The organism is Ancylobacter mangrovi (genome assembly GCF_024752335.1).
Lineage (GTDB): Bacteria > Pseudomonadota > Alphaproteobacteria > Rhizobiales > Xanthobacteraceae > Ancylobacter > Ancylobacter mangrovi.
In genome coordinates, this window is the sequence record NZ_JANTHY010000009.1 from 56,555 (window position 1) to 82,639 (window position 26,085).

General features: G+C 67.5%; 26 protein-coding genes. 12 read left to right on the forward strand and 14 right to left on the reverse strand.

Annotated elements, in window-relative coordinates:
- Positions 1-69: 69 nt before the first annotated feature.
- The 6 genes from NVS83_RS19400 to NVS83_RS19425 all read right to left on the reverse strand — a co-directional run bounded on the left by NVS83_RS19400 (position 70) and on the right by NVS83_RS19425 (position 5,431).
- Positions 70-522, reverse strand: coding sequence for a DUF488 domain-containing protein (locus tag NVS83_RS19400; protein WP_258740778.1), 453 nt, complete (start codon positions 520-522; stop codon positions 70-72).
- Positions 523-654: 132 nt separating this feature from the next.
- Entirely contained in the window at positions 655-822 is a 168-nt protein-coding gene (locus NVS83_RS19405; protein WP_258740780.1) for a hypothetical protein, read from the reverse strand.
- The gene (locus NVS83_RS19410) at positions 822-2,189 is read right to left on the reverse strand and encodes an amidase (RefSeq protein ID WP_258740781.1); all 1,368 of its coding nucleotides are present in this window, start codon (positions 2,187-2,189) and stop codon (positions 822-824) included. Before NVS83_RS19410 ends, NVS83_RS19405 begins: the two co-directional genes overlap by 1 nt.
- The gene (locus NVS83_RS19415; protein ID WP_258740782.1) at positions 2,186-3,604 is read right to left on the reverse strand and encodes a TRAP transporter large permease; all 1,419 of its coding nucleotides are present in this window, start codon (positions 3,602-3,604) and stop codon (positions 2,186-2,188) included. The genes NVS83_RS19410 and NVS83_RS19415 overlap by 4 nt, the downstream gene beginning before the upstream one ends.
- A 37-nt stretch (positions 3,605-3,641) precedes the next feature.
- Positions 3,642-4,229 (reverse strand): TRAP transporter small permease subunit, encoded by a 588-nt coding sequence (locus NVS83_RS19420; protein ID WP_258733167.1) that lies wholly within the window; start codon positions 4,227-4,229, stop codon positions 3,642-3,644.
- A gap of 71 nt (positions 4,230-4,300) precedes the next feature.
- The gene (locus NVS83_RS19425) at positions 4,301-5,431 is read right to left on the reverse strand and encodes a TRAP transporter substrate-binding protein (RefSeq protein WP_258733166.1); all 1,131 of its coding nucleotides are present in this window, start codon (positions 5,429-5,431) and stop codon (positions 4,301-4,303) included.
- An 860-nt stretch (positions 5,432-6,291) separates the two neighbouring features.
- Here NVS83_RS19425 and NVS83_RS19430 point away from each other — a divergent pair.
- The 6 genes from NVS83_RS19430 (at position 6,292) to NVS83_RS19455 (ending at position 14,090) form a co-directional block, all read left to right on the forward strand.
- The gene (locus NVS83_RS19430; RefSeq protein WP_258740783.1) at positions 6,292-8,505 is read left to right on the forward strand and encodes an esterase-like activity of phytase family protein; all 2,214 of its coding nucleotides are present in this window, start codon (positions 6,292-6,294) and stop codon (positions 8,503-8,505) included.
- Between the two features lie 170 nt (positions 8,506-8,675).
- Positions 8,676-9,353 (forward strand): TetR/AcrR family transcriptional regulator, encoded by a 678-nt coding sequence (locus NVS83_RS19435; protein ID WP_258740784.1) that lies wholly within the window; start codon positions 8,676-8,678, stop codon positions 9,351-9,353.
- Positions 9,350-10,330 (forward strand): HlyD family secretion protein, encoded by a 981-nt coding sequence (locus tag NVS83_RS19440; RefSeq protein WP_258740785.1) that lies wholly within the window; start codon positions 9,350-9,352, stop codon positions 10,328-10,330. Before NVS83_RS19435 ends, NVS83_RS19440 begins: the two co-directional genes overlap by 4 nt.
- Positions 10,331-10,392: 62 nt before the next feature.
- Positions 10,393-11,301, forward strand: a complete 909-nt coding sequence (locus NVS83_RS19445) for an ABC transporter ATP-binding protein (RefSeq protein ID WP_258740882.1) — start codon at positions 10,393-10,395, stop codon at positions 11,299-11,301.
- Positions 11,298-12,461, forward strand: a complete 1,164-nt coding sequence (locus NVS83_RS19450; protein WP_258740786.1) for an ABC transporter permease — start codon at positions 11,298-11,300, stop codon at positions 12,459-12,461. The genes NVS83_RS19445 and NVS83_RS19450 overlap by 4 nt, the downstream gene beginning before the upstream one ends.
- A gap of 102 nt (positions 12,462-12,563) precedes the next feature.
- Positions 12,564-14,090, forward strand: a complete 1,527-nt coding sequence (locus NVS83_RS19455) for an MFS transporter (RefSeq protein ID WP_258740788.1) — start codon at positions 12,564-12,566, stop codon at positions 14,088-14,090.
- 101 nt (positions 14,091-14,191) lie between these two features.
- On the opposite strand, the gene groL is transcribed toward NVS83_RS19455, so the two are convergent.
- Both groL and groES read right to left on the reverse strand, forming a co-directional pair.
- Positions 14,192-15,826 (reverse strand): chaperonin GroEL, encoded by a 1,635-nt coding sequence (gene groL / locus NVS83_RS19460; protein ID WP_258733160.1) that lies wholly within the window; start codon positions 15,824-15,826, stop codon positions 14,192-14,194.
- Positions 15,827-15,875: 49 nt separating this feature from the next.
- The gene (gene groES, locus NVS83_RS19465; RefSeq protein WP_258733159.1) at positions 15,876-16,190 is read right to left on the reverse strand and encodes a co-chaperone GroES; all 315 of its coding nucleotides are present in this window, start codon (positions 16,188-16,190) and stop codon (positions 15,876-15,878) included.
- Between the two features lie 290 nt (positions 16,191-16,480).
- On the opposite strand from groES, the gene NVS83_RS19470 reads away from it, so the two are divergent.
- Both NVS83_RS19470 and NVS83_RS19475 read left to right on the forward strand, forming a co-directional pair.
- Positions 16,481-16,807: an usg protein gene (locus NVS83_RS19470; protein WP_258740789.1), complete on the forward strand. Its 327-nt coding sequence runs from the start codon at positions 16,481-16,483 to the stop codon at positions 16,805-16,807.
- Between the two features lie 153 nt (positions 16,808-16,960).
- Positions 16,961-17,563, forward strand: coding sequence for an exopolysaccharide biosynthesis protein (locus NVS83_RS19475; protein ID WP_258733157.1), 603 nt, complete (start codon positions 16,961-16,963; stop codon positions 17,561-17,563).
- An 85-nt stretch (positions 17,564-17,648) separates the two neighbouring features.
- On the opposite strand, the gene NVS83_RS19480 is transcribed toward NVS83_RS19475, so the two are convergent.
- The 6 genes from NVS83_RS19480 to NVS83_RS19505 form a co-directional block, all read right to left on the reverse strand.
- Complete coding sequence (locus tag NVS83_RS19480; protein ID WP_258740790.1) at positions 17,649-18,395, reverse strand: SDR family oxidoreductase; 747 nt, start codon at positions 18,393-18,395, stop codon at positions 17,649-17,651.
- Between the two features lie 431 nt (positions 18,396-18,826).
- Positions 18,827-19,573: a proteasome-type protease gene (locus NVS83_RS19485; protein ID WP_258740791.1), complete on the reverse strand. Its 747-nt coding sequence runs from the start codon at positions 19,571-19,573 to the stop codon at positions 18,827-18,829.
- An 87-nt stretch (positions 19,574-19,660) separates the two neighbouring features.
- Entirely contained in the window at positions 19,661-20,503 is an 843-nt protein-coding gene (locus NVS83_RS19490) for a transglutaminase family protein (RefSeq protein WP_258740792.1), read from the reverse strand.
- A gap of 22 nt (positions 20,504-20,525) precedes the next feature.
- Positions 20,526-21,470: an alpha-E domain-containing protein gene (locus NVS83_RS19495; protein WP_258733153.1), complete on the reverse strand. Its 945-nt coding sequence runs from the start codon at positions 21,468-21,470 to the stop codon at positions 20,526-20,528.
- 11 nt (positions 21,471-21,481) lie between these two features.
- Complete coding sequence (locus tag NVS83_RS19500) at positions 21,482-22,105, reverse strand: LysE family translocator (protein WP_258740793.1); 624 nt, start codon at positions 22,103-22,105, stop codon at positions 21,482-21,484.
- A gap of 52 nt (positions 22,106-22,157) precedes the next feature.
- Entirely contained in the window at positions 22,158-23,579 is a 1,422-nt protein-coding gene (locus tag NVS83_RS19505; RefSeq protein WP_258733151.1) for a circularly permuted type 2 ATP-grasp protein, read from the reverse strand.
- A gap of 202 nt (positions 23,580-23,781) precedes the next feature.
- On the opposite strand from NVS83_RS19505, the gene NVS83_RS19510 reads away from it, so the two are divergent.
- The 4 genes from NVS83_RS19510 to NVS83_RS19525 all read left to right on the forward strand — a co-directional run bounded on the left by NVS83_RS19510 (position 23,782) and on the right by NVS83_RS19525 (position 26,078).
- Positions 23,782-24,534 (forward strand): competence/damage-inducible protein A, encoded by a 753-nt coding sequence (locus NVS83_RS19510; RefSeq protein WP_258733150.1) that lies wholly within the window; start codon positions 23,782-23,784, stop codon positions 24,532-24,534.
- A gap of 69 nt (positions 24,535-24,603) precedes the next feature.
- Positions 24,604-25,152, forward strand: coding sequence for a xanthine phosphoribosyltransferase (gpt, locus tag NVS83_RS19515; protein WP_374115090.1), 549 nt, complete (start codon positions 24,604-24,606; stop codon positions 25,150-25,152).
- Between the two features lie 25 nt (positions 25,153-25,177).
- The gene (locus NVS83_RS19520) at positions 25,178-25,567 is read left to right on the forward strand and encodes a hypothetical protein (RefSeq protein WP_258740795.1); all 390 of its coding nucleotides are present in this window, start codon (positions 25,178-25,180) and stop codon (positions 25,565-25,567) included.
- 100 nt (positions 25,568-25,667) lie between these two features.
- Complete coding sequence (locus tag NVS83_RS19525) at positions 25,668-26,078, forward strand: DoxX family protein (RefSeq protein WP_258740796.1); 411 nt, start codon at positions 25,668-25,670, stop codon at positions 26,076-26,078.
- Positions 26,079-26,085: the final 7 nt, after the last annotated feature.

Sequence of the window (26,085 nt, forward strand, 5' to 3'; positions counted from 1 at the left end):
TCAATCAAAAATTGAAATATCCACGGTATCGGCATCCGGGCCGTGCCTTTTGCCGCAGTGTGGCCGCGATCACACCGGCGGGGCGGCCAGATGCTCCACCTTCACGCCGACCCGTTCGCAGATGAGGTCGGCGATGATCTGGCGGTGGCAGTGCTCGGGGTGGCGCTCGTAGCACAGCAGGCAGACCGCGCGGCCGGCGGCGGTGAGGCCGGCGAGCTCGTCGAGCTGCTCCTGCGCGGTCGGCGTGGCGAGGTGCTCGGCGAAGATGCGGCGCATCTCGTCGTAACGCCCGGTGCGGGCCGCCTGCCGGCCTTCGGCGGGCGTACCGAGGCCGCGCAAATGGAGATAGTCGATGCCGCGGCTGGCGACGCCGGCGGCGAGCAGGCTCTTGGAGAAGCCGGCGCGCCGGGAGGCGGCGACCGCGCGCACATGCACCAGCAGCCCGACCCCGGCCTGCGCCAGCGTGTCGAGCACGGCGGGGGCGGAGACCTGTTCATAGCCGATGGTGAAGAGCGGCGGCATCGCGCAGTCCCGTCGTGGAGCGGCGCCGCCGGGGGGGAGGGCGGCGCCACGATGTTGGCACGGGCGCGAGCTTAGTGCGTCATCGCTTCGAAGACGATGGTGATCGCCGTGGCGCTGACAGGCCTGCCGCGCTCAGGAGGTTCCCTGGCCGCGATGGCTGTCGATCATGTCGTAGCCGGCGCAGACGAGGGTCAGCAGCACCCAGGCGCCGAGATCGACGCGCGGGACCCAGATCACCAGGATCGACAGGAACCCGGCGAGCACCAGGAAGGCGAGCAGGGCCATGAGCCGTTCGGTCATCAGGCGCCTCCTTCTATGCGCGTGAGATGGTCCGTCAGCCAGCGGGCGGTGCGCAGCAGCCGTCCGTCGTCGCCGCGGCGGCCGATGAGCTGCACGCCCATCGGCAGGCCGTCCGCCTGCAGCAGCGGCAGGGTGATGGCCGGCACGCCGAGCATCGTCCAGAGGGCGTTGAAGACGGCGTCGCCGGTGTTCTCCAGCCCGGCCGGCGCGGGACCCGGCGCGGCCGCGGTCAGGATCACGTCGCAGCGGGTGAAAATCTCGGCAAGGCCCGCATAGAGCACGTCCGGCCAGTCCAGCGCGGCGATGTAGTCGCGGGCCGGGATCGCCTTGCCGGCGTCGATCGCCCCGAGCAGCACGTCGGAGAGCCGGTCGCGCCCACGCCGCTCATAGGTGTGCAGGCACTTGGCCATCTCGGCGGAATAGATGCGCCGGTGCACCGCCTGTGCCTCGTCGAAGGCGGGCGGAAGCTCGACCGCAAAGCACTGCTCGCCGAGCAGGCCCGCGACCTCGGCCAGCGCGTCGCGCGTCTCGGGCGCGGCGAGCTCCCAGTGCGGCGGCCGCACGAAGGCGAAGACCGGCGGCAGCGGCGCGGTGGAGAGCGCGCTTTCCAGAAGCCGGGGGGCGGGGGCCGGGGAGGTGGCCCGGTCGGCCGGGTCGTGGCCGAACAGCACCTCGGCGAGGAGCGCGGCGTCCGGCACCGAGCGGGCGATGACGCCGACCGTGTCAAGGCTCGGGCTCTCGGCGAGGATGCCGGTGCGCGGGATCCGCCCGAAGCTCGGCTTGAAGCCGACCGCGCCGCAATAGGCGGCGGGGCGGATCAGCGAGCCGCCGGTCTGGGTGCCGACCGCGAGCGGCACCTGCCCGGAGGCGACCGCAGCGGCGGAGCCCGAGGAGGAGCCGCCCGGCGTGTGGGCCGGATTGTGCGGGTTGCGGGTGGGGCCGGGGTGCAGATAGGCGAGCTCGGTCGTCACCGTCTTGCCCATGATGACGGCGCCGGCCGCCTTGAGCTGGGCGGTCACGAAGGCGTCCTGCTCGGGCGTGCGGCCCTCGTCGAGCGCCGTGCCGTTGGCGGTCGGGATGCGGACCGTGTCGATGATGTCCTTCAGCCCGACCGGCACGCCGTGCAGCGCCCCGATAGGCTGGCCGGTGCCGCGATAGGCGTCGAGCGCCCGCGCCTGGGCGCGCGCATGCTCGGGGTCGAACCAGGCCCAGGCGTGCAGGTCGGGCTCGGTCGCGCTTATGCGGGCAATGCAGGCTTCGGTCAGCTCCTCGGCCCTGAGCGCGCCCGAGGCGATGCGGTTGCGCTGTTCGACGGCGCCGAGCCCGACGATCGCCTCGGCTCCCCTGAAGGTCGGTTTCGCTGTCATCGGCCATACACCAGGTTGGGCAGCCAGTAGATCGCGTCCGGCGCCGCATAGACAATCGCCATGGCGATGAACACCATGAACAGGAAGGGCATCACGCCGCGGAAGATGTCCGTGAGCTGCACCTCGGGGGGCGATATCCCCTTCAGATAGTAGGCGGACATCGCCATGGGCGGCGTGAGGAAGCTGGTCTGCAGGTTCAGCGCGACCAGGATGCCGAAGAACAGCGGGTCGATGCCGAAATGCGGCAGCAGCGGCAGGAAGATCGGCACGAAGATGATGATGATCTCCGACCATTCCAGCGGCCAGCCGAGCAGGAAGATGATGATCTGCGCCAGGATCAGGAAGGTGAGCGGCGACAGGTCGAGGCCGGTCACGAAGTTGGCGATGATCTGTTCGCCGCCGAGATAGGAGAACACCGAGGAGAAGGTGTAGGAGCCAACGAACAGCCAGCACACCATCGCCGTGGTGCGCGCGGTCAGGTAGACCGACTCACGCAGCCGCTGGAAGGTGAGCGCCCGGTAGCCGGCCGCCAGCACGATGCCGCCCAGCGCGCCGATCGAGGCCGCCTCGGTCGGGGTCGCGAGGCCGAACAGGATCGAGCCGAGCACGGCGAGGATCAGCACCGCGAGCGGGAAGAACGAGGTGATGAGCATCCACACTACCCGGCCGATCGGCACGTCCGGCACCTCGTCGGCGGTGGGGCGCGGGGCCGCGTGCGGCTGCAGGATCGAGCGGCCCATCACATAGACGAGGTAGAGCCCGACCAGGATGAAGCCCGGCAGCAGCGCGCCGGCATAGAGCCGCACGATCGAGACGCCCGAGGCGGCGGCGTAGACGATCAGCATGATCGAGGGCGGGATCAGGATGCCCAGCGTGCCGCCGGCGCAGATGATGCCGGTGGCGAAGCTCTTGTCGTAGCGCGCCTTCAGCATCGCCGGCAGGGCGAGCAGGCCCATCAGCGTCACCACCGCGCCGACGATGCCGGTGGCGGTGGCGAACAGCGCGCAGGTGATCAGCGCCGCGACGCCCATCGAGCCGGGGATGTTCTTGGACGCGACATTGAGGGTCGAGAACAGGCGGTCGACGATGTTGGCGCGCTCGACGATGTAGCCCATGAACAGGAACAGCGGCACGGCTGTGAGCACTTCGTTCGACATCACCGAATAGGTCTGGTTGATGAAGAGGTCGAAGATGCGGTTGTTGAAGAAGCCGGCTATCCAGTCGGACCATCGTTCCAGCGCGCCGGCGGTCTCGGACAGCCGGTGATAGGCGCGCCACATGCGGTCGCCGTCGAAATAGGCGTAGTAGCCGAAGCCGATGCCCATCGCCATCAGCGTGAACGCGATGGGAAAGCCGAGGAACACCACGAAGATGAAGAGCCCCAGCATCAGCAGGGCGACTTGAGGGTCGGTCACAGACGTGCTCCGTCGGTCTGTCTGAACAGGTGGGCGATCACGGACGGGGCTGGTGCTCGAGTTCGTACTCGTGCTGATGGATCAGGGCGTCCTCGGTCTCCTCGACGTCCTTCTCCGCCCGCAGCCACTCGCCGGTGCGCAGGCACAGGATGCAGCGGAATATCTGGGCGAGGCCCTGGATCGCGAGCAGGATGCCGGCCGCCACCATGGCCGACTTGAACTGGAAGATCGGCACGCCGGCGGGGCTGTTGATGCTGACCTCGCCATAGCTCCAGGAGCGGCTCGAATACTTCCAGCCGGTGACGATCAGCGCGATCACGCCCGGGTAGAAGAAGATCAGGTACAGCACCAGATCGACCGCCGCCTGGGTGCGGGGCTTCCACAGCCGGTAGACGAAGTCGCCGCGCACGTGCCCGCCCTGCGACAGGGTGTAGGCGCCCGCCATCAGGAACAGCGTGCCGTACATGATGAACGACATGTCGAACGCCCACGGCGTCGGCGCGTTCAGCACGTAGCGCACGAAGACCTCGTAGCTGGTGCCGAAGGTCATCAGGATGATCAGCCAGGCGAAGGTCTTCCCGAACCAGCCCGACAGCCGGTCGGCGAAGCGTATGTATCCGATCAATGGGAGCTCCCCGGTCAGGATGCCGGCAGCGCGTCGGGCGCGCCGCCGGCCGATTCAGGCTTCCGAACAGGTCAGATCGAGAGTTTGCCCGGGAAGTAGTGCTCATAGGCGAGGCCGAGATCGGCCTGGTTCATGAGCTCGTAATAGGTGACGCGTTCCACCCAGGCGCGCTGGCTGTCCATCACCCGCTTCATGTAGTCGTCCTGGCTGAGCGTCTCGATCAGCACGTCCCACGCCACGAGCTGCGCGTTCAGGATGTCCTTCGGCGTGCGGTAGACCGTGACGCCGAGGTCGTTCTGAAGCTTCTGCAGGTCGGAGGAGTAGTTATCGAGCGCGAAGTAGGTGTTCGCCGAGGCCGACGCGTTGACGCCGTGCTTCAGGATCGCCTGCAGGTCGGGGTCGAGGTCTTCCAGGAAGTCCTTGTTGAACAGGAACTCGAAGGCCTCGGACGCCTGGTGGTAGGAGCTGAGATAGTAGTTGGTGGCGACGTCCGCCGTGCCGAAGCGCAGGTCGGAGGAGGGGTTGTTGAACTCGAAGGCGTCGATGACGCCGCGCTCCATCGCCGGCACGATCTCGCCGCCGGGAAGCTGGGCGACGCTCATGCCCATCTGCTGCATCAGGTCGGCGGCGAGGCCGACCGTGCGGTATTTGAGGCCCTTGATGTCGGCGAGGCCGTTGATTGGTTTCTTGAACCAGCCGAAGGGCTGCGCCGGCATGGGGAAGCCGAACAGGCCGACCACGTTGAGCCCGAGGATCTCCTGGGTGAGCTCGCGATAGAGCTCCTGGCCGCCGCCCTGATAGTACCAGCCGAGCATGGTGGTGGCCGAGCCGCCGAACACCGGGCCGGTGCCGAAGAAGGAGGCGCCCTTGTGCTTGCCGTACCAGTAGGACGACACGCTGTGGGCGGCATCGATGACGCCGTCGTTCACGCCGTCGAGCACCTGGAAGGCGCCGACCACGGCGCCCGCGGGCAGCAGGTCGATCTTCAGGCGGCCGCCCGACATCTCTTCCACCGCGACCACGTACTGGCGGGCGAACTCCATCCAGATGTCCGACGCGGGCCAGGAGGTCTGCATCTTCACCACGACGGGCGCCTGGGCCAGCACGGCCGGGGCGGCAAGGGCGCTGGCGGCGACACCGCCGGCCAGGGCACCCGAACTCAGGAACGAGCGGCGCGACAGCGCCTTGGTTGATTCAGACATTTCGTCCTCCCTTTTTCGTATTTCCGGACACGGTCCACGTTTCCTGACACGGCCCAGGTGCCTCCAGCGCTTTGCATGGCCGGTTTGCATTAAAAACTATTGATCAGGAAACCACGTTCGGCAAGTTACAAGCGCGCCTTACGTAAATGACATTGTCGTAAGACATCGAGCGTTCGAGCATAAGACACCGCATTCGCCCCGGAGATGCTTTCCGGGGACGGCGGATCGGTCTGCAACACATGGGCCCGCCCCGGAGATCGCTCCGATACGGGTCCTGGCACGCGGAAGGGCTGCGGCGGATGCGGGCGCGCGTTCCCCGATGGCGTCGGACGTCGGATCCCTATGGCGTTCCGTGCCTTCGGCCGAAGGCCGGCAGGAATCCTTGCCCGTGGAAAACGCTTCGCAAATGGGTGGCCCCGAACCGGATCCGGGGCGGGGCCTTCACGCCATGAGCCCTTGGCGCGCCTAGACTTGCCGCGGTCTCGCGGCGGGGCCGTCGGCGCCCGTCAGGTCGCGGCCGGCTCGGCATGTGTCGGTGGCGATGCCATGGCGTTTCTGGCTCATAAATCCTCCCAATGTGCGTGCCCGGCCAGGCCGAGTCTTCCACACCGCGCGACCAAGAAATGATCGCGCCGGGCAGCGCTTTTCGCGCCTTGTCCCGCTGCTGCAAGGAGACGATGCCCAAGAGGTAAGTGCAAGTACTATTTCGTCGTTTTCCGCCTATTCCGATTGTACGAAAGTCGTACGTCTCCGTGTTTCCGCACAGTTTCCGCGTCCATTTGTCATCCGCCTGTCATTCGCGGCCCTTTGAAGTGCCGCGACGACGGGGCCCGGCCCCGTATCATCAGGGGACATCAATCATGCGCTCGATTCTTCTCGCAGGCGTGTCGGCGGTCGTGCTCGGCCTCACGGCGGCCGGCGCCGTGGCCCAGTCGCCGGCTCCGTTCAACCGGATCGCGACCTTCAACGTGATCGACAACCTGCCGGCGGGGGCGGATCCGGCGAAGTCGACGGCGGCGGAGATCATCACCTTCACGGAAGATGGCAAGACGCTGATCTACAGCGACAGCCCCGGCCACCGGATCGGCTTCGTCGACATCACCGACCCCAACATGCCCAAGGCGGCGGGCGTGGTGGCGCTCGAGGGCGAGCCGACCACCACGGTGGTGATCGGCGGCAAGGCCTATGTCGGCGTGAACACCTCTGAATCGAAGTCGAACCCCTCGGGCCATCTGGCGGTGGTCGACATCGCCTCGCGCAAGGTCGAGGACAAGATCGACCTCGGCGGCCAGCCCGACGCGGTGACCAAGAGCCCGGACGGCAGCTACCTCGCCATCGCGATGGAGAACGAGCGCGACGAGGAGATCAATGACGGCGCCATCCCGCAGATGCCGCCCGGCAATTTGACCTATTTCGAGGTCAAGGACGGGCGCGTGGTCGACGATTCCAAGAAGGTGGTCGACCTGACCGGCCTCGCCGCCGTGGCGCCGGAAGATCCCGAGCCGGAATATGTGGACATCAATTCCCGCAACGAGGTCGTCGTCACGCTGCAGGAGAACAACCACATCGTCATCGTCGACCTGCCCACCGGCAAGGTGACGAACAGCTTCTCCGCCGGCACGGTCGACCTCGACCACATCGACACCAAGAAGGACAAGGTGATCGACCTGTCCGGCTCGATGAAGGACGTGCCGCGCGAGCCCGACACGGTGCAGTGGATCGACGACGACCGCTTCGTCATCGCCAATGAGGGCGACTGGAAGGGCGGCACGCGCGGCTTCTCGATCTTCGACAAGACCGGCAAGCTGCTGTTCGAATCCGGCACCGCGCCGGAGCACATGGCGGTGCGCCTCGGCCACTATCCCGACAAGCGCAACAAGAAGGGCATCGAGATGGAGGGCGCGGAGGTCGCGACCTTCGGCGACGATCGCCTGATCTTCGTCGCCTCCGAGCGCGGCTCGATCGTGTTCGTCTACCGCGACAAGGGCGGCGCCGAGGTGCCGGAGTTCCTGCAGGTGCTGCCGGGCGGCGTCGGCCCCGAAGGCCTGATGGCGATCCCCTCGCGCAACCTGTTCGTGACCGCGAGCGAGACCGACCTGCGCGAAGAGGGCGGTATCGGCGCGCTGGTGACGATCTATGAGCGCCAGCCCGGCGCCAAGGTCGCCTATCCGACCATCGAATCCGCGAACGGGCCGGATGGCCTGCCGATCTGGTGGTCGGCGCTCTCGGGCTTCGCGGCCGACCCCTCGACCCCCGGCAAGCTCTACGCGGTGACCGACAGCGCCTATGCGCAGGGCCGGATCCTCACCGTCGACGCCTCGGCGATGCCGGCGAGGATCACCGCGGCGACGATCGTCACCCGCGACGGCAAGCCGGCCAAGGGGCTCGACCTCGAGGGCATCGCGGCGCGGCCTGAAGGCGGCTTCTGGCTGGTCTCCGAGGGCAACCCGGAGAAGAAGCAGGACCCGACCCAGAACCTGCTGCTGCAGGTGGGCGCGGACGGCGCCATCGCGCAGGAGATCGCGCTGCCGGAGGCGGTGGCCGCGCAGGCGATCCGCTACGGCTTTGAGGGCGTGACGGTGACCGGCTCGGGCGCCGACGAGACCGTGTGGATGGCGGTGCAGCGCGAGTGGAAGGACGACCCGAAGGGCTTCGTCAAGCTGATCGCCTACAAGCCCGCCGACAAGAGCTGGAGCTATGTGCGCTACCCGCTCGACACGCCGGAGAAGGGCTGGATCGGCCTTTCCGAAATCACCGCCTACAAGGACGGCCTGGTGGTGATCGAGCGTGACAACCTGATCGGCCCCGAGGCAAAGGTGAAGAAGCTCTCCTTCGTCTCGCTGAACGGCGTGACGCCGGTGGCGCTGGGCTCGGAGGCGAAGCCGCCGGTCCTCACCAAGACCGAGGCCAAGGACCTGATGCCGCTGCTCAAGGCGCCGAACGGCTATGTGCTCGACAAGGTCGAGAGCTTCGCCATCGACAAGGACGGCAACGCCTTTATCGTCACCGACAATGACGGCGTCGACGGCTCCTCGGGCGAAACGCAGTTCATCGCCATCGGCAAGATGGACTGATCGCGAACCTTCTGCAGACGCTGCGAGCGGGAGCCCTTCGGGGCGCCCGTTTCGTTTTCGGGCTGGGGTCCGCCACCCGTCGGCCATCACCGAAATTTCCCGTTGCGGAACCTCGCCAGAAGACGCGCGCTGCGGTATGACTGACCGGTCAGTCATTTTCGAGGTGTGCCATGGCGAGCGGAGACGGAAGCGGGGAGGGCGGCGGCGCGAAGCCGCGGGCGACTGCCCCGGCGCGCCGCCGCGCCAGCAAGGAGCCGGCCGACCGGCGGCGCGAGATACTGGAGGCGGCGCTGGTGGTGTTCGCCGAGGCGGGCTTCGCCGGCGCGCGCATGCAGGACGTGGCGGCGCGCGCGGGCGTCGCCAAGGGCACGCTCTACCTCTACTTCAAGGACAAGGAAGCCCTGTTCGAAGGGCTGGTGCGGCAGGCGATCGACCCCGTGCTGGGGCGGCTGGAGCGCGAGTTCGCGGACTTTCCCGGCAGCACCCGCGCGTTCCTCTCGGTATTGTTCGCCCATCTCGCCAACGAGGCGGTGCATTCCCCGCGCCGGCACATCGTGCGGCTGATGCTGGGCGAGGGCGAGCGCTTCCCGGAGATCGCCGGCTTCTATTATCGCGAAGTGGTCTCGCGCGGGCTCGGCCTGTTGCGGGCGATCAATGCGCGGGCGCTGGAGCGCGGCGAGATTTCCTCCGACGCCGGCCTGCGCTTCCCCCAGCTCCTCATCGCCCCGCTGCTCGTCGCGACGGTGTGGGAGGGGCTGTTCCAGCGCCACGAGGCGCTCGATGTCCAGGGCATGCTGGAAGCGCATGCCGAAATCACGCTGCGCGGCCTCGGATGGAAGGAGCCATGATGCGCATCCGCTCACGAGGCTCCCTCGCGTGGCGCGGGCCGCTCTGTGCCGCGCTTCTCGCGCTCTCGCTCGCCGCCTGCGCCGATAAGGGGCCGCCGCGCTATCAGGGCTATGCCGAGGCCGATCTGGTGTTCGTCGGCCCGGACGAGGCCGGGCGCGTGACGCGGCTCGACGTCGACGAGGGCGACCGGGTCAAGAAGGGCCAGCCGCTGTTCGAGGTCGATGCCGACCTCCAGCAGGCCGATGTCGATTCCGCCGCGGCGAGCCTGGAGCAGGCCAAGGCTCAACTCGCCGATCTTCAGGCCAGCGCGCAGCGGCCACAGGAGATCGAGGTGCTGCAGGCGAGCAAGCGGCGGGCCGAGGCGGCACTCGAGCTCTCGCGCATCGAGCTGGGCCGGCAGCAGGACCTCTACGACAAGAAGGTCGGCTCCAAGGCCGCGCTCGACACCGCGCAGGCAACCTTCGACCAGAACAAGGCGGCGCTCGACGAGATCAACAAGCAGATCGAGGTCGGGCGCATGGGCTCGCGCGACGCGCAGATCGGCGCGGCGCAGAAGGCGGTGGACGCGGCGCAGGCGAGCCTCGAGGCGGCGAAGACGCGGCTCGCGCGCCGCAAGCTCGCCGCCCCCGCCGACGGCTCGGTGGAGACCGTCTATTTCCGCCCCGGTGAACTGGTGCCGGTCGGCCGGCCGGTGCTCGCGCTGCTGCCGCCGGACCTCATCAAGATGCGCTTCTTCGTGCCCGAGCCCGATCTCAACCGCTTCAAGCTCGGCACCCGGGTGCAGGTGAGCTGCGACGGCTGCGGCGGGGGCGTCGCCGCCACGGTGAGCTACATCGCCCAGGATTCGGAATACACCCCGCCGGTCATCTACAGCCTCGATGAGCGCTCCAAGCTGGTCTTCGTGCTGGAGGCGAAGCCGGACGAGCCGCTGAAGCTGCGCCCGGGCCAGCCGATCACGGTCGAGATCGCGCCGTGAAGGAGGACACGCCCCATACCGCCCCGCCCGGCGCCCCCGATGCCGCCAAGGTCGAATACGCGATCGAGGTCGAGGGCCTGTCCAAGTCGTTCGGCAACCGGGTGGTGGTGCGCGACCTCACCATGCGGGTGCGGCGCGGGCAGATCTACGGCTTCCTCGGGCCGAACGGCTCGGGCAAGACCACCACGATCCGCATGCTGTGCGGCCTGCTGACGCCCGATTCCGGGCGCGGCACCTGCCTCGGCATGGACATCCTCACCCAGTCGCGCGCCATACGCCGCCATGTCGGCTACATGACGCAGCGCTTTAGCCTCTATGCCGATCTGTCGGTGCGCGAGAACCTCGAATTCGTTGCCCGGGTCTACGGCGTGCCGGACCCTGTGGGTGCGGCGCGCGCGGCGGTGAAGCGGCTGGGACTCGACGGGCGCGGGCGCCAGCTCGCCGGCTCGCTCTCGGGCGGGTGGAAGCAGCGGCTCGCGCTCGGCGCCTGCATCCTGCCGCAGCCCCAGCTCCTGCTGCTCGACGAGCCGACCGCCGGCGTCGATCCCAAGGCGCGGCGCGAGTTCTGGGCGCAGATCCACGAGCTCGCCGCCGACGGGCTGACCGTGCTGGTCTCGACCCACTACATGGACGAGGCCGAGCGCTGCCACGAGATCGCATACATCGCCTATGGCGACCTGCTGGCGCAGGGCACGGTGGACGAGGTGGTCGCCTCCGCCGGGCTGGTGACGTGGAGCGTCTCCAGCCCCGACCCGGCCGCGCTGGCCCGTGAGCTGGCCGACCTGCCGGGCGTCGACATGGTGGCGCCGTTCGGCAACTCGGTGCATGTCGGCGGCCATGACGAGAAGGCGCTGGAAGCGGCGATCGCGCCGCTGCGCGAGCGCGAGGGCCTGACCTGGCGGCGTGACGAGCCGACGCTGGAAGACGTGTTCATCGACCTGATGAGCCGCTCCAGGGACAATTTCCAATGAGCGGGGCGTCCGCCGTCGGCGGCTTCTTCCGGCGCGTGGGCGCGATGATGCGCAAGGAGTTCCTGCAGCTCGCGCGCGACCGCATCTCCTTCGCCACCATGATCTCGATCCCGCTGCTGCAACTCGTGCTGTTCGGCTACGCGATCAACACCACGCCCCGGCACCTGCCGACCGCGGTGCTGGCCTATGAGAACACCTCGCTCACGCGCTCCATCCTCGCCGCGATCGAGAACACCAAGTATTTCGCCGTCGTCGCCCATCCCACGAGCGCGGCGGAGGCCGACCACCTGATGCGCGCGGGCGACGTGTCCTTCATCGTCGAGATTCCGGCCGGCTTCGGGCGCTCGGTGCGGCGCGGGGAGAGCCCGTCCATGCTGGTGGCGGCGGATGCGACCGATCCGGTCGCCTCCGGCAGCGCCGTCGCCGCGCTGCGCGGGCTGATCGAGACCGCGGTGCGGCGCGAGCGCTTCGCCGAGGAGGGAGGGCCGTCGGGCTCGGGCTTCGAGACCGCGCCACCGGCGTTCCAGATCATCACCCACGCGCGCTACAACCCGGCGGCGGTGACGCAGCTCAACATCGTGCCGGGCCTGCTCGGCACCATCCTCACCATGACCATGCTGATCTTCACCGCGCTCTCGGTGACGCGCGAGATCGAGCGCGGGACCATGGAGACGCTGCTCGCCATGCCGATCCGCCCGGTCGAGGTGATGCTCGGCAAGATCGCGCCCTATGTGCTGGTGGGCGCGGGGCAGGCGTCGATGATCGTGCTCGCCGGGCTGTTCCTGTTCGACGTGCCGATGATTGGCTCGCTATCGCTGCTCACCGCGCTCACCGTGCTGTTCATCGTCGCCAACCTGTCGATCGGCTACACCTTCTCGACGCTGGCGCAGAACCAGCTCCAGGCGGTGCAGATGACCTTCATGTACTTCCTGCCGAACATCCTGCTGTCCGGCTTCATGTTCCCCTTCGCCGGCATGCCGGAATGGGCGCAGTGGATCGGCGAGACGCTGCCGCTGACGCATTATCTGCGGATGGTCCGCGGCATCCTGCTGAAGGGTGCGGACGTCTCCGACCTGCTCAACAACATCCTTGCCTTGTCGGCGATCATGCTCGTGGCGATGGTGATCGCGGTGCGCCGCTTCCGCCAGACGCTCGACTGACCCTTCCTCGCGCGGGTCCGGCAGGTTCCGGGGCGGCTGTCACAGCGCATTCACGCCGCACGCCGTAACTGGTGGCGTTCGCAGGTATCAGGGGATGCGATGATGCGTGAGCCTTCCATCGGGCCGGGCGCCGGCAAGCGGGTGCAGGATTATATCGACGAGTCGCCGCTCTGGGCCGACGGCACGCCGGTCGGGCGCGCGCCGATGACGGTGATGCAGTGGCGCATCTGGTGGCTGGCCGCCTTCGGCAAGTTTTTCGAGGGTCTGGTCGTGTTCATGACCGGCGTCGCCATTCCGTTGATCGCTACCGAGTTCGACATGAGCGCGACCCAGCACGGCATCGTCGGCGCCGCCTCGCTGGCGGGCATCCTGGTCGGCGCGCTCGCCCTCGGGGGGCTGTCGGACACGTTCGGGCGCAAGTTCATGTTCGTGGTCGAGATGATCATCTTCATGGTCTTCCTTGTCCTGCTGGCGCTCAGTCCGAGCTATCCGTGGCTCGTCGTGTTCCTGTTCGGCGTCGGCGTGGCGCTGGGATGCGACTACCCGACCGCCCACCTCATCATCTCCGAGAGCATTCCCAGCGCCGCGCGCGGCCGGCTGGTGCTGGGCGCCTTCGGCTTCCAGGCGCTGGGCGCGCTGGTGGGCAGCGCGGTCGGCTATGTCGTGCTCGCCAACCTGCCGGAGATTTCCGCCTGGCGCTGGATGTACGCCACCGCCATCATCCCGGCGGCGCTGGTCACGGTGGGCCGCTTCTACGTGACGGAGAGCGCGCCCTGGCTGTTCGCCCATGGACGCTTCGACGACGCCGAGCGCGAGGCGGCGAAGCTGCTCAGGCGTGAGCCGGCCTATCCGTCCGAGATTCGGCTCGCCCGCCATCGCGGCGAGGGACGGCACCATGCGGCCGGCAGCGGCTGGGCGGCGCTGTTCGGCGCGCGCAACCGGCGCGCCACCATCCTCGCCTCGGTGCCGTGGTTCCTGCAGGACCTCGGCACCTACGGCATCGGGCTGTTCACGCCGACCATCCTCGCCGCCGCGCTCGGCCACGCGACGGTGCACACGCACGACATCACCGACATCATCGCCGACCAGATCCTCGCCGCGGAAGGGGCGGCGCTGATCGACGTGCTGCTGATCGTCGGCATCGTCGGGGCGGTGCTGCTGGCCGACCGGGTAGGGCGCATTCCCCTGCAGGCGCTCGGCTTCGTCGGCTGCGCGGCGGGGCTGCTGATCGCCTCGCTCGCGCAGAACTACACGGGCGCGATGCAGACGGCGCTGATCTTCGCCGGGTTCATGCTGTTCAACTTCATGACCAATATCGGTCCGAACGCGCAGACCTACCTTCTCGCCGGCGAGGTGTTCCCCACCGCGGTGCGCGGAAAGGGCGCCGGCTTCGCGGCGGCGTTCGGCAAGATCGGCGCCGTCTCGACGGCGTTCCTGTTCCCGATCCTGCTGGCGGATATCGGCACGACCCACCTGCTCTACGGCCTCGCCGCGACCTCGGTGATCGGCGCGTTCGTCACCTGGACGTTCCGGATCGAGACCAAGGGCGTGAACCTCGACCGCGCGCATGAGCGCGAGCTCGATGCCGAGCTCGACGCGGCGGCGGGTGTGGGGCGCGAGGCGGCATAGCCGCCGGAAGAAACCATCTCTCGGGGCGCGCAAACGAAAAGGGCGCGGCTTTCGCCGCGCCCTTCCGCATCTCTGAAGCGAACGCTTCGATCGGGAACCGATCAGAAGCCCATGCCGCCCATGTCGGGCATGGCCGGCGCCGCCGGGGCCGCCTTCTTCGGCAGCTCGGCGACCATCGCCTCGGTGGTGATCAGCAGCGAGGCCACGGAGGCCGCGTTCTGGATCGAGGAGCGCAGCACCTTGGCCGGATCGATCACGCCCGCCTTGAACATGTCGACATACTCGCCGCTCTGGGCGTTGAAGCCGTAGGCGTAGCTGTCCTTCTCGAGGATCTTGCCGACGATCACCGAGCCGTCCTCGCCCGCATTGCTGGCGATCTGGCGCGCCGGGGCCTGGATCGCCCGACGGACGATGTCGACACCGGTCTTCTGGTCGGAGTTCGCGGTCTTGATGCCCTCGAGCGCCTTGGTGGCGCGCAGCAGCGCGACGCCGCCGCCCGGAAGGACGCCTTCCTCGACCGCCGCGCGGGTGGCGTGCAGCGCGTCGTCCACGCGGTCCTTCTTCTCCTTGACCTCGACTTCGGTCGCGCCGCCGACGCGGATCACCGCGACGCCGCCCGCGAGCTTGGCGAGGCGCTCCTGCAGCTTCTCACGGTCGTAGTCCGAGGTGGTCTCCTCGATCTGCGCCTTGATCTGCCCGACGCGGCCCTCGATGTCCTTCTTCTTGCCGGCGCCGTCGACGATGGTGGTGTTCTCCTTCTCGATCACCACCTTCTTGGCGCGGCCGAGCATGTTGAGCGTCACCGAGTCGAGCTTGATGCCGAGGTCTTCCGAGATCGCCTCGCCGCCGGTCAGGATCGCGATGTCCTGCAGCATGGCCTTGCGGCGGTCGCCGAAGCCCGGCGCCTTCACGGCCGCGACCTTCAGGCCGCCGCGCAGCTTGTTCACCACGAGCGTGGCCAGGGCCTCGCCCTCGACGTCCTCGGCGATGATCAGCAGCGGCTTGCCGGACTGGACGACGGCCTCGAGGACCGGGAGCAGCTCCTGCAGGCCGGAGAGCTTCTTCTCGTGGATGAGGATGTAGGGGTCCTCGAACTCGACGCGCATCTTCTCGGCGTTGGTCACGAAGTACGGCGAGAGGTAGCCGCGGTCGAACTGCATGCCCTCGACGACGTCGAGCTCGGTCTCGGCGGTCTTGGCTTCCTCGACGGTGATGACACCCTCGTTGCCGACCTTCTGCATGGCCTCGGCAAGGAACTTGCCGACATCGGCGTCGCCATTGGCGGAGATGGTGCCGACCTGGGCGATCTCGCCGTTGGAGGTCACCTTGCGGGCGTTCTTCTTGATGTCCGCGACGATCGCCTCGACCGCGAGGTCGATGCCGCGCTTGAGGTCCATCGGGTTCATGCCGGCGGCAACCGCCTTGGCGCCTTCCTTGACGATGGCCTGGGCCAGCACGGTGGCGGTGGTGGTGCCGTCGCCGGCGAGGTCGTTGGTCTTCGAGGCCACTTCGCGCACCATCTGCGCGCCCATGTTCTCGAACTTGTCCTCGAGCTCGATCTCCTTGGCGACGGTGACGCCGTCCTTGGTGATGCGCGGGGCGCCGAAGCTCTTCTCGATGACGACGTTGCGGCCCTTCGGGCCAAGCGTCACCTTCACCGCATTGGCGAGGATGTCGACGCCGCGCAGCATCTTGTCGCGCGCATCCGTCGAGAATTTTACTTCCTTGGCAGACATATCTTTTCAACTCCGGTGAAGCGTTGCGGCCAGCAGGCTCAGAGGGGGCTCACGCGGCCTTCTTGGCCGAGGCGGTGCCTTCGAGGACACCGAGGATGTCGGCTTCCTTCATGATGAGGTAATCGACGCCGTCGATCTTGACCTCGGTGCCGGACCACTTGCCGAACAGCACCTTGTCGCCGGCCTTGACGTCGAGCGGGACCAGCTTGCCCGCCTCGTCGCGCGCGCCGGGGCCGACCGCGATCACCTCGCCCTGGGAGGGCTTTTCCTTCGCGGTGTCGGGGATGATGATGCCGCCAGCGGACTTCTGCTCCGCGTCGAGGCGCTTGACCACGACCCGGTCATGCAGGGGACGGAACTTCATCGGTTCTCTCCAGAATTCGTGTCGATCGCGAGGTCTGCGGCACGGCACCGGTCTCGCCGGCGTGCCGCTGGGCGGACATCTAGGAGTCAGAAAAAAGCGACGCAAGGGCCGGAGGCGAAAAAATTGGCACTCTCATTTCGAGACTGCCAGGGTCGCGACCCGAACCTTTGTCAGCACTCTTTTGCATATGCTGCCAATGCATTGATATTGAACGCGAAATTTAATCTTTAACCTTGCCGGACCTTCGCGACGCCCGCAGAATTTAGAATCATCGCGAAAGGAGGTTCCGCATGGCATTTCACGACGCGTCGAAAGGGCCGGCCGAGGAGGCCGGTTCGCCGCAGCGCTCCGCCTCGGCCGATTTCGTCCGCCAATGGGCCGGCTACGGGCTGACGACGGCACAGATCTTTTACCGCATGCCCGACCATCCCGGACTGTTGCAGACCTATCTCTGGCAGCACTACGACCTGTGCCCGCATTTCCCCGAGCTGAACCGCTTCCTGGAGTTCTGGAAGCGCGAGCTGGATGGCCCGCTGCACTCGGTCACGGTGACGCATTCGCGGCTGATCCAGCCGGCCGAATTGCGCAGCGTGGACGGCATGTTCCGGCTCAACTGAGCGGGTAGACGCCGCGGGTCACACGCCGGGCCGCCAGCCGGCCGAACGGGCTTTTCCTCGGATAGGCCCTCTCTTTGCCGCGTTCGCCGTGTTATGAGGGCGGCGAAACGGGGGCCGGCACGGCCGCCGTGGCATGAGGTATCAGGTCGGCCAGTGGATCACCGATCGCCGCGTACGTCGGAGTTGCTCTCCGCCATCGTCACCGCCCATTCGGCGGAACGCATCGGCGTGGGCGAAGTCGTGCACGCCCTGCGCAACCGCGCCTTCGGCCTTTCGCTGCTGCTGCTCGGCCTGCCCAACTGCCTGCCCATGCCGCCCGGCATTCCGGTCATCTGCGGCGTGCTGCTGTGCTTCGTTGGCGCGCAGATGATGGTGGGCCGCGACGAGCTGTGGCTGCCGCGCTGGCTCGCCAACAAGACCATCTCCCGCCGCCTGCTCGACAAGATCATCAGCGGCGCCCTGAAATGGGTGCGCCGGTTCGAGAGCTATTCCCGCCCGCGGCTGATCTACTTCTCCAGCCCCTCGGCGCGCTTCGTGCTCGGCGGCATGGTGCTGGTGCTGGGGCTCCTGCTGCTGCTGCCGATCCCGATCTTCGGCAACCTGCCGCCGGGCATCGCGGTGTGCATTCTCGGGCTGGGCCTGGTGGAGCGCGACGGCGCCTTCATCTTCGCCGGCATCGTCGCGACCCTGATCAGCCTCGGGGTGATGGGGCTGCTGAGCTGGATGCTGTTCCAGGGCGCGCTGGCCTACATCTGACGCCCGGAAGGCGGCCGCCCGGTGCCGGTGCGCCGGACGGGCTTGCGATCATCGCCTCCGCTCCCCGAGACGTTCGCGATCCGATCTAGCCGCGCCCGACGAAGGGGGCGGCGCTCGCCATGATGGTCATGGTCAGCACGTTCGCCTCCAGCGGCAGGCTCGCCATATAGGCGACGGCGCGGCCGGCATCGGCGGGGTCGAAGGTCGGCTCGACCATGATCTGGCCGTTGGGCTGCAGGATGCCGGTCTTCATCTTCGCCGCCATGTCGGTGTCGGCATTGCCGATGTCGATCTGGCCGCAGGCGATGTTGTGGGCGCGGCCCTCCAGCGCGACCTGCTTGGTGAGGCCGGTCACCGCGTGCTTGGTGGCGGTGTAGGAGCCGGTGAGCGGGCGCGGCGCGTGGGCCGAGATCGACCCGTTGTTGATGATGCGCCCGCCCTTCGGGTCCTGCGCCTTCATGATCCGCATGGCGTGCTGGATGCACAGGAACACGCCGGTGAGGTTGACGTTCACCACGCGCTGCCAGTCCTCCAGCGCGATGTCCTCGATCGGGGTGGCGGCCGACCAGCCGCCGGCATTGTTGAACAGCACGTCGAGCCGGCCGTGGCGTTCCGCTACCGCGCCGAACAGTGCCGCCACGGAATCCGGGCTGGCGACGTCGGCGGGGATCACCTCGGCGTTCGGGCCGATCGTGTCGGACACGGCTTCGAGCGGCTCGCGGCGGCGGCCGGTGAGGACGACGGTGAACCCGTCCTGCGCCAGGGCGAGGGCGGCGGCCTTGCCGATGCCGGTGCCGGCGCCGGTGACGAGGGCGATGCGCTTCAGACTCATTGGTTCTCCTCCCAAGCGGCGGAAGATGGACGAGCCCCACGCAGCGGGCAAGGCGCGCCTGTGCCCGAAATCCCCTCGGGATACCGGCCGGATTGCCCACCGGGATGCCGATGAGGCAGGGGTGGGAACCGGCGGGTGCCTTCCGCGTTGTTTCCTCGACAGCGCGTTGAGTAAATCAAGTCATTACGAAAGCGCTCAAGTGACGGACGAGGAAGGAGCTTTCCAATGCCTGCTATTCTGATGTGGCTTATTGGTATTCCGATTCCGATCATCATTCTTCTTTATCTGATTACCTGATGATCGGATGTTGTCGCCCCACACCGCAGGTGGGCGGACCGAAAAGCGCCTGAAGGAAGCTGCCTGTCCTTCAGGCGCTTTTCTTTTCTTCGAGCGGAGAGGCGGGCCGTATACGGCGCCGTCTCGACGCCGGTCTAGCGTCCGTCGCCATAGGGTGGGCGCGGGATCGAGGTGTGGGCGGCCCTGAGCGCCGCCGACCAGCGCTCGCGCAGATCGTGGAAATAGGGCTCGCCGGGCTCGATGCGGTAGTTCAGCTCCGCTTGGCCCGCGTCGCGGCGCGCGGCCAGAATGTCGATCGGCATGCCGACGCCGAGATTCGAGCGCATGGTCGAATCCATCGAGATCAGGCCCGATTTCAGCGCGTCATACAGGTCCATGTCGTAGGTTATGGAGCGGTCCAGCACCGGCTTGCCGTATTTGTGCTCGCCGATCTGCAGGAACGGTGTGTCGTTGGTGCACTCGATGAAATTGCCGGCGGCGTAGATCATGAACAGCCGCAACCGGCCGCCATTCACTTGCCCCCCGAACAGGAACGACACGTCGAAACGCACGTCGGCGGCCTTCAGGCTCTCGCCATAGAGGCTGTAGACGTGGCGGGTGGCGCGCCCGACGAGCTGGGTCGCGCGGAACATGCTGGTGCAGCCGACCAGCGTCTCCCTGACCCCGGTCTCGGGATTGTCGAGACCTTCCTGCAGCGTGCTGATGACGGCCTGCGAGATCGAGAGATTGCCGGCGGTGGCGAGCGCCATGACGTGCCGGCCCGGCTCCTCGAAGATGTGGAGCTTGCGGAAGGTCGACACGTTGTCGAGCCCGGCATTGGTGCGCGTGTCGGCGATCATGACCAGGCCGTCACGCACCAGGATCCCGCAACAATAGGTCATGAAAGGCACTTCCCCCTGATCCGCCGCGTCAAGGCGTGCAGTGTTCGCGCGCTCTTATAGCGGGGCGCTTTCCCGCCGGGCAACAGGTCAGCCCTGAATCTGCCGGCTCGACTGGTCGACTTTCAGCGCGACCGAGAGCTGCTCGTCGCCGCCGCCATAGCGGTTGCCGCGCACCGGCGCCGCGCCGAGATAGTCCAGCCCGATGGCGAGGCGCACATAGGCTTCGGTCGGGCATTGCCGGTTGGTGCAGTCGAAGCCGACCCAGCCGAGGTCCTCGACATAGGCCTCGGCCCAGGCATGGCCGGCCTGATGGCCGGCACCGCTGCCGGGCGCCGCGCCGTCGCCCACCAGATAGCCGCTGACATAGCGTGCCGGCACGCCGAGATGGCGGCAGCAGGCGATGAAGATATGCGCGAAGTCCTGGCACACGCCGCGCTTCAGCGCGAAGGATTCGCCGGCCGTGGTCGAGGCATGGGTGGGATCGGCGTCGTAGGTCATGGTGTCCGCGACCGCGTCCATCAGCGCGTGGAGCAGGGGCAGGCGGCCCGGCTCCTCGACCGCCGCCGTCGCCGTGTCGGCGAAGGCGCGCAGCTCCGCGTCGGGGGCGGTGAGATCGGTCTCGCGCAGGAACAGCGAGGGCGGAAAGCGCTCCTTCACGCCGCGCACCACGCCGGAGGTGTCCTGCGTCTCCACCTCGCCCTCGACCAGCACGGTGAGCGTGCTCAGCGGGCCGTCGACGGCGAAGGAATGGGTGATGTTGCCGAACGCGTCCTGGTGGGCACGCAGGCGGCAGTTCTCGGACACGTCGATCCGCCAGCGCACGACATACTGCCCGTCGTGATTGCCGGGCGTGAGGCGCAGCACCTGGATCGCGCCATTGGCCGGCGGATCATAGGTGTAGGTGGTCGCGTGGTTGATCTGGATACGCATGACGCAGGCACCTGTAGGCCGGTCAGAGCAGGTACTGTTCGGTGATGTTGCTGCCCAGCCGGTTGTTCTCGATGACGAAATTGTCGATGTACTCGTGCAGGCCGGTCTGGAACACGTCGTCCATGCGGCTGTTGCCGAGGCGGGTGAGGGTGGAGCGCGCGACGCGCTGGGCGTGGCCCTGCCGGCCGTAATAGGCGGCGATGTCGTCGAGATAGCGGGTGATGTTCTGGTAGCAGCTCGTGAGCGAGCGCGGCATCTGCCCGTTGAGGATGAGCAGGTCCGCCACCAGCCACGGCTTGACGCTCTCGCGATAGACCCAGTGGAACGAGGTGAGCGCGGAGACCGAGCGCAGGATCGAGGCCCACTGGAAATAATCCAGCGGCCCGCCGACATGCTCGGAATCGGGCAGCAGCACGTGGTACTTCACGTCGAGGATGCGGGCCGTGTTGTCGGCGCGCTCGACATACATGCCCACGCGCGAGAACCAGAAGGCGTCGTTGCGCAGCATGGTGCGGTAGGCGGCGCCATCGAAGCGCAGCGAGGTCTCCTTGACGAAGCTGAGGAAGCGGGCGAGCTCCTCGCGCGTCATGTTCTTGGTCGAATAGCGCTTCAGCTCCAGCCAGGCGGAATTGATGGTCTCCCACATCTCGATGGTGAGCGCAGTGCGCACCGAGCGGGCGTTGGTACGCGCGGTCTCGAAGCAGTTGCGGATGGAGGAGGGGTTCTCCGGCGCGAAGGCGAGGAAGGCGATGACGTTCTGCTCGGTGGTGGCGTCGCCGTGGAACTGCTTGAACAGGTCGGCGCAGCCGGCGGTGAGCAGGGCCGAGCGCCATTCATTGGTCGAGCCGCCATAGGAGGCGGGAAGCTGCGCCAGGCGCTGGGTGACGTCGATGATGCGGGCGAGGCAGTCCGCGCGCTCCATGTAGCGGGCGAGCCAGTAGAGGTTGTCTGCAGTACGTGAAAGCATGGGACCCGCGTCTATTTGGCGTTGCGCCAGGCGAGGGTGGCGACACCCGCCCCGATGAGGAGCGAGCCGCCGACCCGGTTGATGGCGGTGACGATGGAAGGACGGCCGATCGCCTCGCGCATGCGCCCGGCGACCAGCGCGAAGCTGAACGCGTTGGCCGCGGCCAGCGCGAGGAAGGTCGCCTCGATCACGATCATCTGCGTGAGGAAATCCCGGCCGGGATCGAGGAACTGCGGCAGGAAGGCGACGAAGAAGGTGATGCTCTTCGGGTTGAGCGCGGTGACGAGCCAGGCATGGGCGACGAGCCGCGCCCGCGAGCCTTCCGAACGCTCGGCGCCGAACTGCGCCTGCCCGCCGGCGCGCCACAGCCGGATGCCGAGCCAGATCAGATAGGCGGCGCCGATCCATTTGAGCAGCGTGAACAGCGCGGCCGAGGTCGCCAGCAGCGCGCCGAGGCCGAGCATGGACAGCGTCATGGCGGTGAAGTCGCCCAGCGTCACGCCGGCGGCGACCGGCAGTGCCACGCGCCGCCCCTGGCCGAGCGCGTAGGAGACGACGAGCAGCACCGTCGGCCCCGGGATCAGCAGGAGGACCGCCGAGGCGGCGACGAAGGCCAGCCATGTTTCGATCGACATCGGTGCGCTCCCTCAACTCCGATGGGCCCAATACGGCGCGAGGTCCGTCGGCTCAGCTCTCCTCCAGCACCCAGGTGTCCTTCGTGCCCCCGCCCTGGCTCGAATTCACCACCAGCGAGCCGGCCTGCAGCGCCACGCGGGTGAGCCCGCCGGGCACGATGCGGACCCGGTCCGAGCCCGTGAGCACGAAGGGGCGCAGGTCGACATGGCGCGGCGCGATCCCCTCGTCCACGAAGGTCGGGCAGGTGGAGAGCGCCAGCGTCGGCTGGGCGATGAAGTTGGTCGGGTCGTCCATTAGCTTGGCGCGGAACAGCTCGATCTGCGCCTTGTCGGCGCGCGGGCCGATCAGCATGCCGTAGCCGCCTGAGCCGTGCACCTCCTTGACCACCAGTTCGCCCAGATGGTCGAGCACGTATTTGAGGTGGTCCGGCTCGCGGCAGCGCCAGGTCGGCACGTTCTTCAGCAGCGGCTCCTCGCCGAGATAGAAGCGGATGATCTCCGGCATGTAGCTGTAGACCGCCTTGTCGTCGGCGACGCCGGTGCCGACCGCGTTGGTGAGCGTGACGTTGCCGGCATTATAGGCGCTCATCAGCCCTGGCACGCCGAGCGCGCTGTCCGGGCGGAAGGCGAGGGGGTCGAGGAAGTCGTCGTCGAGGCGGCGGTAGATCACGTCCACCCGGCGCGGGCCCTCGGTGGTGCGCATGTAGACGATGTCGTTGCGCACGAACAGGTCGCGCCCCTCCACCAGTTCGACGCCCAGCTTGTCGGCGAGGAAGGAGTGCTCGTAATAGGCCGAGTTGTAGATGCCCGGCGTCAGCACCACCACCACGGGATCGCTGGTCGCCGTGTTCGGGGCGAGCGATTTCAGCGTCGCCAGCAATTCGTCGGTGTAGTTCTCGACCGGGGCGACGCGGTTGTCGGCGAACAGCTCGGGGAACAGCCGCATCATGATCTCGCGGTTCTCCAGCATGTAGGAGACGCCGGAGGGCGTGCGGGCATTGTCCTCGAGCACGTAGAAGGTGTCGGCGTCGACCCGCACCACATCGATGCCGGCGATGTGGACGTAGAGGTCGTGCGGGACCTTCTGGCCGTTCATCTCGGGCCGGAACACCGGGTTCTGGTAGACGAGGTCCTCCGGCACGACGCCCGCTTTCAGGATGTCGCGCTTGGAGTAGACGTCCTTGATGTAGAGGTTCAGCGCCTTGGTGCGCTGCTCGAGCCCGCGCGAGAGGCGCCGCCATTCGGTCCCGGTCAGGACGCGGGGGATGATGTCGAACGGTATCAGCCGCTCCTGAGCGTCACTGTCGCCATAGACGGCGAAGGTGATGCCGATGCGGCGGAATATGAATTCCGCCTCCTTGCGGCGATAGTCGAGCACGTCAGGCGGAACATCGCTGAGCCAGCGGGCCAGGGCGGAATAGGCGGAACGGACAGAGCCGTCCGCGTTGGTCATCTCGTCGAAAGCGACGCTCATCGGTGCAAATCTACTCCCCAACTCAGCCAAGTTAGCTACAAACGCCGTGCCAGCGGAAGAGGCGGAAGAATCCGAATGGCGATATTCGAGGGAAAGACGTGCATTTGCCCAATTGGCAGGCTTGATGCACTTGCTTGGGGCGCAGGGTGCGTTCATTTGCGGCGAAACGGCCCGTGAGCGCCGGGATCGGGAGTGGAATCGGATGAACGACAAGGTCGAGCCCGTCACAGCGGCCATCATGGTGGTCGGCGACGAGATCCTGTCCGGGCGCACCAAGGACCGGAACATCGGCTACATCGCGGAATATCTCACCGGGATCGGCATCGATGTGTGCGAGGTTCGGGTCGTGCCGGACATCGAGGCGGAGATCGTCGCGGCGGTGAACGCGCTGCGCGCGCGCTACACCTATGTGTTCTCCACCGGCGGCATTGGGCCGACCCATGACGACATCACCGCCGATTCCATCGCCGCCGCCTTCGGGGTGACGATCGACGTCGATCCGCGCGCCCGCGCCATGCTGCTGGAGCGCATTCCGGAAGCCGAGCTCAACGAGGCGCGCCTGCGCATGGCGCGCATTCCCGCCGGCGCGGAGCTGGTGGCGAACCCGGTCTCCAAGGCGCCGGGCTTCTGGATCGGCAACGTCATCGTCATGGCGGGGGTGCCGACCATCATGCAGGCGATGCTGGACGAGGTGGCGCCGAAGCTGAAGACCGGCATCCGCATGCTCTCCGAAACCATCCCCGCCAACGCCAAGGAGGGCGATGTCGGCGGCCCGCTGCGGGCGATCGCGCAGGCCCATCCCGAGGTCACGATCGGCTCCTATCCCTTCATCGGCGAGGACGGGCGGCCGAACACCAATCTGGTGGTGCGCTCGCGCGACCCGGAAAAGCTCGCCGCGGCGATGGACGAGGTGCGGCGCATGGTGGCGGAGGTCGCGGTGCGGCTCGCCTCCTGAGCCGCATGAGCGGGGATATCGTGCGCGCGCGCCCGCGCCGCCACTGGAGTAGCCGCCGCGCTCCCGCTAATGATCTCGGGCGCTGCAACCGGACGATCCGAAGGTAGACCCATGTCCGACGACCGCCAGACAAAGGCCTTCCCGGTCTCCTGGGACCAGTTCCACCGCGACGCGCGGGCGCTGGCCTGGCGGCTGGCCGGGGCCGGGCCGTTCCTCGGCATCGTCTGCATCACCCGCGGCGGCCTGGTGCCGGCGGCAATCGTGGCACGCGAGCTCGGGGTGCGGATGATCGAGACGGTCTGCATCGCCAGCTATCACGACTACCAGACGCAGGGCGAGGCGGAGGTGCTGAAGCCGATCTCCGAGGCGGTGATCCGCGCCGCCGGCGCGAACGGGCGGGGCATATTGGTGATCGACGACCTGGTGGACACCGGCAAGACCGCCCGGGTGGTGCGCGACATGCTGCCGGAGGCGCATTTCGCCACCGTCTACGCCAAGCCGCTGGGACGGCCGGTGATCGACACCTTCATCACCGAGGTTAGCCAGGACACCTGGATCTATTTTCCGTGGGACATGGGGCTGAGCTTTCAGCCACCGATCCGCGACGGCGTCGCCTGACGTTCATCAGGCCGGAGGGGCGATCATGGCGGAATGGGACGGGCAACCCGAGGACGAGGACGACGGCTACGAGCAGGCCTATGAGGAGCACCGCGCGGGGCTCTACGACCAGCTCATGGCCTATGCCGAGGATCACGATCTGAGCGACGGCTTCATGGCCGACCTCGTCGCCGATCTCGCGCTGTCGCTGCGCATGATCGCCTATGCGGCGGAGACCGAGAAGCCCTCGATCGGCGGGCTGAGGCTCGACCTCGACCGCTACGCGCGCGAACTGGGCGAGAGCGTGCGCGAGGCCAAGCGCCACGCCGCCGAGTTCATCGCCGAGGCCAAGGCCGCGCGCGAGGAGGAGGACGAGGAGGGCGAGGAGGAAGGGAAGGAGAAGCCCGGGGAGAAGGACGGTCCGGGTTCGGCCTAGCGGGGAGGGCGGAAGGCCGCGCGAGACCGCATGGCCACTCGCTTTCAACCGGATGTTGCAGTATCCAAATACGTGCGGCTCTCCTTAGGAAAACTCACCCATGACTCCCGCCCTGATCTCCGGCATCCTGCGGTCCCCCGTGACCGCCTTCGTGGCGCGCCTCCTGCTGGTGTTCATGTTCCTCGGCAGCGGCATCGACAAGCTATTGAACTTCACCGGCGCCCAGGCCGAGATGGCCCATTTCGGGCTCAACCCGCCCTGGCTTTTCGCCGTGCTCACGATCGTCACCCAGTTGACGGGCGGCGTGCTGATCCTCATCAACCGGGCGACGTGGCTTGGCGCCGGCGTGCTCGGGGTCTTCACCTTGCTGACGATTCCGATCGTCCATCATTTCTGGACGATGGAAGGCGACATGGCGCAGATCGAGTTCTTTTTCGCCATTGAGCATCTGTCGGTCATCGGCGGCATGCTGCTGGTGGCCATACTGGCCGAGCGTGCGCGCACGGCCTGAGACGTGA

Bases quoted from the DNA above. Each gene is read 5' to 3' on its own strand.
- NVS83_RS19440 (WP_258740785.1), top strand. From the start codon at position 9,350: ATGATGCGCATCCGCTCACGAGGCTCCCTCGCGTGGCGCGGGCCGCTC.
- NVS83_RS19485 (WP_258740791.1), bottom strand. From the start codon at position 19,573: ATGACCTATTGTTGCGGGATCCTGGTGCGTGACGGCCTGGTCATGATC.
- NVS83_RS19480 (WP_258740790.1), bottom strand. From the start codon at position 18,395: ATGAGTCTGAAGCGCATCGCCCTCGTCACCGGCGCCGGCACCGGCATC.
- groL (WP_258733160.1), bottom strand. From the start codon at position 15,826: ATGTCTGCCAAGGAAGTAAAATTCTCGACGGATGCGCGCGACAAGATG.
- NVS83_RS19400 (WP_258740778.1), bottom strand. From the start codon at position 522: ATGCCGCCGCTCTTCACCATCGGCTATGAACAGGTCTCCGCCCCCGCC.
- NVS83_RS19455 (WP_258740788.1), top strand. From the start codon at position 12,564: ATGCGTGAGCCTTCCATCGGGCCGGGCGCCGGCAAGCGGGTGCAGGAT.
- NVS83_RS19505 (WP_258733151.1), bottom strand. From the start codon at position 23,579: ATGAGCGTCGCTTTCGACGAGATGACCAACGCGGACGGCTCTGTCCGT.
- NVS83_RS19525 (WP_258740796.1), top strand. From the start codon at position 25,668: ATGACTCCCGCCCTGATCTCCGGCATCCTGCGGTCCCCCGTGACCGCC.
- NVS83_RS19430 (WP_258740783.1), top strand. From the start codon at position 6,292: ATGCGCTCGATTCTTCTCGCAGGCGTGTCGGCGGTCGTGCTCGGCCTC.
- NVS83_RS19520 (WP_258740795.1), top strand. From the start codon at position 25,178: ATGGCGGAATGGGACGGGCAACCCGAGGACGAGGACGACGGCTACGAG.
- NVS83_RS19470 (WP_258740789.1), top strand. From the start codon at position 16,481: ATGGCATTTCACGACGCGTCGAAAGGGCCGGCCGAGGAGGCCGGTTCG.
- NVS83_RS19405 (WP_258740780.1), bottom strand. From the start codon at position 822: ATGACCGAACGGCTCATGGCCCTGCTCGCCTTCCTGGTGCTCGCCGGG.
- gpt (WP_374115090.1), top strand. From the start codon at position 24,604: ATGATCTCGGGCGCTGCAACCGGACGATCCGAAGGTAGACCCATGTCC.
- NVS83_RS19425 (WP_258733166.1), bottom strand. From the start codon at position 5,431: ATGTCTGAATCAACCAAGGCGCTGTCGCGCCGCTCGTTCCTGAGTTCG.
- NVS83_RS19495 (WP_258733153.1), bottom strand. From the start codon at position 21,470: ATGCTTTCACGTACTGCAGACAACCTCTACTGGCTCGCCCGCTACATG.
- NVS83_RS19510 (WP_258733150.1), top strand. From the start codon at position 23,782: ATGAACGACAAGGTCGAGCCCGTCACAGCGGCCATCATGGTGGTCGGC.
- NVS83_RS19410 (WP_258740781.1), bottom strand. From the start codon at position 2,189: ATGACAGCGAAACCGACCTTCAGGGGAGCCGAGGCGATCGTCGGGCTC.
- NVS83_RS19450 (WP_258740786.1), top strand. From the start codon at position 11,298: ATGAGCGGGGCGTCCGCCGTCGGCGGCTTCTTCCGGCGCGTGGGCGCG.
- groES (WP_258733159.1), bottom strand. From the start codon at position 16,190: ATGAAGTTCCGTCCCCTGCATGACCGGGTCGTGGTCAAGCGCCTCGAC.
- NVS83_RS19435 (WP_258740784.1), top strand. From the start codon at position 8,676: ATGGCGAGCGGAGACGGAAGCGGGGAGGGCGGCGGCGCGAAGCCGCGG.
- NVS83_RS19500 (WP_258740793.1), bottom strand. From the start codon at position 22,105: ATGTCGATCGAAACATGGCTGGCCTTCGTCGCCGCCTCGGCGGTCCTC.
- NVS83_RS19490 (WP_258740792.1), bottom strand. From the start codon at position 20,503: ATGCGTATCCAGATCAACCACGCGACCACCTACACCTATGATCCGCCG.